The organism is Arthrobacter sp. H41, from assembly GCF_000520535.1.
Taxonomy (GTDB): Bacteria; Actinomycetota; Actinomycetes; order Actinomycetales; family Micrococcaceae; genus Arthrobacter_D.
In genome coordinates this window covers 42,229-47,971 of the sequence record NZ_KI914840.1, presented here as the reverse complement: position 1 = coordinate 47,971, position 5,743 = coordinate 42,229, and the positions used below count along the sequence as shown (strand labels likewise).

General features: G+C 66.5%; 6 protein-coding genes. All 6 read right to left on the bottom strand.

The genetic code is table 11. The annotated features are described in order from the left end of the window. Positions 1 to 152 precede the first annotated feature (152 nt). Complete coding sequence (locus tag Y705_RS0115855; protein ID WP_026533561.1) at positions 153 to 839, bottom strand: DUF3060 domain-containing protein; 687 nt, start codon at positions 837 to 839, stop codon at positions 153 to 155. Between the two features lie 459 nt (positions 840 to 1,298). After that, the gene (locus tag Y705_RS0115850; RefSeq protein ID WP_026533560.1) at positions 1,299 to 2,276 is read right to left on the bottom strand and encodes an aldo/keto reductase; all 978 of its coding nucleotides are present in this window, start codon (positions 2,274 to 2,276) and stop codon (positions 1,299 to 1,301) included. 67 nt (positions 2,277 to 2,343) lie between these two features. Next, positions 2,344 to 2,760 (bottom strand): nucleoside-diphosphate kinase, encoded by a 417-nt coding sequence (gene ndk / locus Y705_RS0115845; RefSeq protein ID WP_026533559.1) that lies wholly within the window; start codon positions 2,758 to 2,760, stop codon positions 2,344 to 2,346. 41 nt (positions 2,761 to 2,801) lie between these two features. Next, a complete protein-coding gene (locus tag Y705_RS0115840) occupies positions 2,802 to 3,263 on the bottom strand; it encodes a DUF4233 domain-containing protein (RefSeq protein WP_026533558.1) in 462 nt (153 codons plus the stop codon). A gap of 6 nt (positions 3,264 to 3,269) precedes the next feature. Then, positions 3,270 to 4,652, bottom strand: a complete 1,383-nt coding sequence (locus Y705_RS0115835; RefSeq protein WP_049822892.1) for a bifunctional folylpolyglutamate synthase/dihydrofolate synthase — start codon at positions 4,650 to 4,652, stop codon at positions 3,270 to 3,272. Further along, positions 4,649 to 5,743: class I tRNA ligase family protein (locus tag Y705_RS20710; RefSeq protein ID WP_155850123.1), on the bottom strand; the 1,095-nt coding region annotated here is incomplete at its 5' end. The genes Y705_RS20710 and Y705_RS0115835, both read right to left, overlap by 4 nt.

The window sequence follows — 5,743 nt, the reverse complement described above, 5'->3', positions numbered from 1 at the left end:
CTGACGCTGGTCGCCGTCGTCGTTGCCGGCCGCCGGCGCCCCGCCTCCACTCCCTGACCCGATCTACCGGCTCTTCCGACGCATTCGTTCCTGCCGGGCACACCGGCGGCGGGTAGTGGGTGCGGGGTGATCCGACTGCTCATCCCGGTGGACTAGACGGCCGACACCGAGTTGTTGCCCTCGGTCTCGATGACAGGTTCGCCCGAGGTGTACGTGACGGTGTTGTTGTCCCCCTCCACGTCGATGCTCCGGGTCTCTTCGACCTCGACGGTGTTGTTGTCACCGTCCACATCGACGTCACCGATCGTGCCGGCCGTGACGGTGTTGTCGTTTCCTTCGATATCGATCTTCTCCGCGTTGTCACCGGTGACCGTGTTGTCGTCACCGTCCACCTCGATGTCCTCGCAGTCACCGGTGAATTCGAGCTGCGTCTTGTCGGCCTCGACGTCGATGTCCCCGCCGCCGCTGCACTCGATGGTCACTATCGAATCCGGGCTGGTGATCTTGTATTCGCCGCCGCCGGTCAGGGCAATGGCTGTCGTGGAACCGGGAACCCCGGAAGCCGAAGCAGTGCTGGAGGAGCCTGCTGTTTCCGACGCGGAAGCGCTGGCGGACGCGCTCGCGGTTGCCGACGCCGACGCCGACGCCGACCCACTCTCCATTGCGTCGCTGGAGGTGGTTTCGGACGTCGCGCCGGTCGGGGCGGTGGTCGCGAGCTCGCTCTCGACGGTCGGAACGGCTTCGGGCTGTGTGCCCGATTCGGCGTTGCATCCGGTCAGCAGTGCCACGGCGGCGACCGATCCGAGAAGGAGGGTGGAGGGACGGTACGTGAATTTCATTTCTACTCCCTGGCTGACTGACACCTGATCCGTACAGTTTCTGCGCAGTCCCCGACTGCCGGAACCCGCAGAAAGATAAGTCTACTTGCTATCACCCCGCGATAACCATGAATACGGGCGGTTGCCGCAAAGGCGCTTCCACCCTGCAGTGGCTGCCCTCGCCAAGCTGAAGGGGTACCAGGAATTATGAACCGTTCCCAGAACTGTATGAAGCGGCACCTCGCGGTGCCTGGATGCAGTTCGACGGTCACCATCAATCATCGCCGAACGTTGATGATCTTCCTGGGCGGTGCATGCAGTGATTGCAGTGCAAGCACTTTGGGAAACGCCGCTCGCCGAAGTGATTGCACTGCATGCAGTGCAATCACTTCCCCGGAAGCACCTCTGTTCGATTCGCGTCCAGCTATCAGTGCGTGCCGGATGGCCGACACCACTTTCGCTGGACCAGCAGCGCTCAAGCTAGACCAGCAGCGACTTCGGCTGGCGCGGGAAGATCCGGTCCAGCTCCTCGAGGTCCTCCGCCGTCGGGGTCCAGGACACGGCCGACGCATTCTGCACTACCTGCTTCGGCGTGGTGGCACCGGCGATCACCGACGCCACTGCGGGTTGGGCGGCGAGCCAGGAGAAGGCGACCTGCACTTCGGTGATGCCGCGGGCATCGGCGAACGCGCGGAACTCGGACAGTTGGTCCCAGTCCGCCTTCTCGAGGATGCTCGTGCGGGAGTGGGTCAGCCGACTGCCCTCGGGCACCGCGCCCTGACGGTACTTACCGGTCAGCAGCCCGTTGGCGAGCGGGAAGTAGGGAAGCACGCCCAGGCCGTAGGCCTCGGCAGCCGGGATCACCTCGTTCTCGGTGCGGCGGTCCAGCAGGTTGTAGTGGTTCTGGGCCGAGATGAAGGGAGTGAAACCGCTCACACCGGCGGTCAGCTCGGCCGCTGCGACCTGCCAGCCTGCGAAGTTGGAGTGGCCCAGGTACCGGACCTTTCCGCTGCGCACCAGTTCGTCGAGCGCCGAGAGCGTCTCCTCGATGGGCGTGAGGGGGTCCGGGACATGGAGCTGGTACAGGTCGATCCAGTCCGTGCCGAGACGCCGGAGGGAGGATTCGACGGCACGGATGATGTAGCGGCGTGATCCCCGGGCACCCCAGTCGGGTCCATTGGCTCCACCCATGTCCGCACCGAACTTGGTGGCCAGGACGACGTCGTCCCGCCGGCCGGCCAGCGCCCTGCCCAGCATCTCCTCGCTGGTTCCGGGCGTCTTGCCGTAGATGTCCGCGACGTCGAGAAAATTGATTCCCGCGTCGATCGCTGCGCCGATGACGGCGTTGGTGCCGTCCTGGGTCTCCGTAGGGGTTCCGGTGCGGCCGAGGTTGTTGCACCCGAGGCCCACCGTGGAGACGCTGAGCCCTGAATTGCCTAGTCTTCGATAGTCCGTCATGACCCCACGCTACCAAGAAGGTTGCCCGGGGTACCGGACGGCACCCCGGGTGACCGGTCCGGCTCCGTCAGGAGAACCAGATGCCGATCTCGCGCCGGGCCGACTCGGCGGAGTCCGAGCCGTGCACGAGGTTCTGCTGGACCTTCGCGCCCCAGTCACGGCCGAAATCCCCACGGATGGTTCCCGGCGCTGCCGTCGTCGGATCCGTTGCTCCGGCGAGGGAGCGGAAGCCCTCGATCACGCGGTGGCCTTCGAACACTGCGGCGACCACGGGCCCGCTCAGCATGAATTCGACCAGTGGCTCGTAGAACGGTTTGCCGACGTGCTCGGCGTAGTGCTCCTCGAGCAGTTCACGCGTCGCCGAGACCAGTTTGAGGTCGGCCACGGTGTAGCCCTTGGCTTCCACGCGACCCAGAATGGCCCCGGTGAGGTTCCGGGAAACGCCGTCGGGCTTGATCAGTACGAGTGTGCGTTCAACGCTCATGAATTCTCCTTAGTAGTGCCGGGGTGTCCCGTTCGACTTTACTAGCCGCCGTCCCTCTGCCGGCCGTCGGTGGGCTGGGGGTTCTCTTTCTCCCACTGCGCCTGGAGCCGGTCCCGCTCGATGTTCTCCTTGTCCAGACGCGCCCCGGTCCGCACTCCGTAGAGCCATGTCAGGGCGAAGGCGATGCCCACGAAGAACATCGCCGGTTCGAGGAAACCGCCGGCGATGATGACGAACTGCAGGACCCACGCGACCGCGATCCCCCAGCGCTTCGTGACCACGGCACAGTTGAGGACAAGGAGCACGCTCAACGCCACCCCGAGTCCGAGGACCAGTCCCCCGGGCAGTTCGTCCCGGCGCAGCCCGAAAATGGTGAGCGTTCCGAAGAACACGACGAAAGCCTCGAGGAGTAGCACCACCGAGGCGAACAGAACCTTCACCGAGCGGCGCTTCTTCGGCATCCCGGGGCGCCATTCGCGCTGGGCCTTGGTCATCCGTGCCATGGGGTCCTACTTTCCGAGGAGGGTGCGCGCTTCGCCCACCACGGTGATCGAGCCGGTGACGAGGATCCCCCCTGCAAGATCGTTGTGCTCTTCCGCCTTCATCACGGCCCATTCGAGGGCATCGTCGAGCCGTTCGACGATGCTGATGTTCTCCTCGGCGAAGCCCGCGGAGAGCGCCGCCTGCAGCAGGTCGGCTGCAGGAATGGAGCGCGGCGACGTGGATTGGGTGAGGCAGACGTCCTCGAGGATGCCACCGAGCTCCTCGTACAGTTCGGCGAACATGCCGGCGGCGTTCTTGTCCTGCAGCACTCCGATGACCAGGACGAGCCGGGAGAAATCGAACGCTTCCCTGACGCCTTTCGCTGCCGCCCGTGCACTTGCCGGGTTGTGGGCGGCGTCGACGATGATGCTCGGGGCGGTGCGTATCACCTCCAGTCTGCCGGGCGAGGTCACCGACCGCAGGCCGTCGCGGATCAGCCCGGTCTCGAGCTGTCGCGTCCCGCCACCGAGGAACGCCTCGACGGCCGCGACCGCCACCGCCGCGTTCTGCGCCTGGTGTTCACCGTGCAGGGGAACGAGGAGCTCACCGTACCGGCCGGCGAGCCCGGTCAGCGAGACCACCTGGCCGCCCACCGCGACGGTGCGGGACTCGACGCCGAACTCGACGCCCTCGAACCGGAAGTCGACGCCGGCTTCCCGGGCCGCCTCCAGGAGCACCTGGGCGGCCTCGGCCGGCTGGGCGGCGCTGACGAGGAAGCCACCGGGCTTGATGATGCCGGCTTTTTCCCGGGCGATGTCCTCCAGCGTGTCGCCGAGCAGGTCGGTGTGGTCGAGCGAGATCGGCGTGATCACCGCGACCTGCCCGTCGCCTACATTGGTGGCGTCGGTGATGCCGCCGAGGCCCACCTCGAGAACGGCGACGTCGACGGGCTCGTCGGCGAAGACGGCGAATGCGAGGACGGTGACGCACTCGAAGTAGGTGAGCCGTGGCTGACCGGCAACCAGCAGTTCACCGTCCACGATGTCGAGGTAGGGCTTGATCTCGTCCCAGACGCGCACGAAGGTCTCGTCTCCCACGGGCTCGCCGTCGATGCTGATGCGTTCCGTGACCCGGGACAGGTGGGGGCTCGTGAAGCGCCCGGTCCGGAGGTCGTGCGCCAGCAGGATGCTCTCGATCATGCGGGCCGTGGTGGTCTTGCCGTTGGTGCCCGTGATGTGGATGATCGGGAACGCCCGGTTCGGCTCCCCGAGGATCTCCATGGCGCGGAACAGCGGCGCCATCCGCGGCTCCATCTTGTCCTCCGGGGCTCGGCTCAGCAGCTCTGCGTACACGCTCTCCACCGAGAACCGGTCGAGGGGGCCCGTGCCGGCGGTGTCTTCAGTGCTCATTGGTGCCTTTCCACTGCAACGCTGAATTCGTCCTCAACGCCGTTTCCGACGACGCGCAGGACGCGCGTCAGTGTTTCGTCCTTGATGAGGTCCGCGTTCGCCTCGAGCGCGGCCACGTTCGCGGAGGCCACGGTGACCGTTGCGGTGATGCGGTCGCTGATGTCGAGGTCGGCGTCGCGGCGTGCCTGCTGGATGGCCCGGATCGCATCGCGAGCGGTTCCCTCGGCCGCCAGGGCAGGGGTGACCTCGGTGTTCAGGACAAGGAAGCCGCCGTCCGGAAGCACGGTCACCGCCCGGTGCCCGGCCTCCGAGCCGGCCACGACCGTTTCCAGCGTGTACTCATTCGCTTCGAGGGCGAGTCCGCCCGCGGTGACCGCGCCGTCGTCGCCGATGAACCAGTCCCCCGACTTTGCGGCCCGAATGACTGTCTGGACCTGCTTGCCGAGGCGCGGTCCTGCGGCGCGCGCATTCACGGACAGCTTCTGCGTGATACCGAATTCGGCGGGCTCCGCGTCCGCCGAATCGACCAGGCGCACGGCCTTGAGGTTCAGCTCGTCGGCGATGATGGACTGGTATTGACCGGTCAGCTGCCCCGCAGCCGGGGCGACGACGGTCAACTCCTGCAGCGGCAGGCGCACGCGCAGGTTCGCCGCCTTCCTCAGGCTGGAACCGACGGAGCAGACCTGGCGGGTCCGGTCCATCTGTTCGACGAGTGCCGGGGCTCCCGGGAACAGCTCGGCGTCAGGCCAGTCGGTGAGGTGTACTGAACGGCCTCCGGTCAGTCCCCGCCAGATCTCCTCGGTCACCAGGGGCAGCAGCGGCGCCGCGACCCTGCACACCGCTTCGAGGCAGGTGTAGAGGACGTCGAAGGCGTCGGTGTCCTCGTCGAAGAACCGCTGCCTGCTGCGCCGGACGTACCAGTTGGTCAGCGTGTCGAGGTAGCGCCGGAGCGACTCGCACGCATCGCTGATGTGGAACGCGTCGAGTGAGGCGGTGAGATCGCGCACCAGGTTGCCCGTGTTCGCCAGGATGTAGCGGTCGATGGGTTCGCTGAGCCCGGCTGCGGCTTCGGGGGACACCGGCTTCGCCTC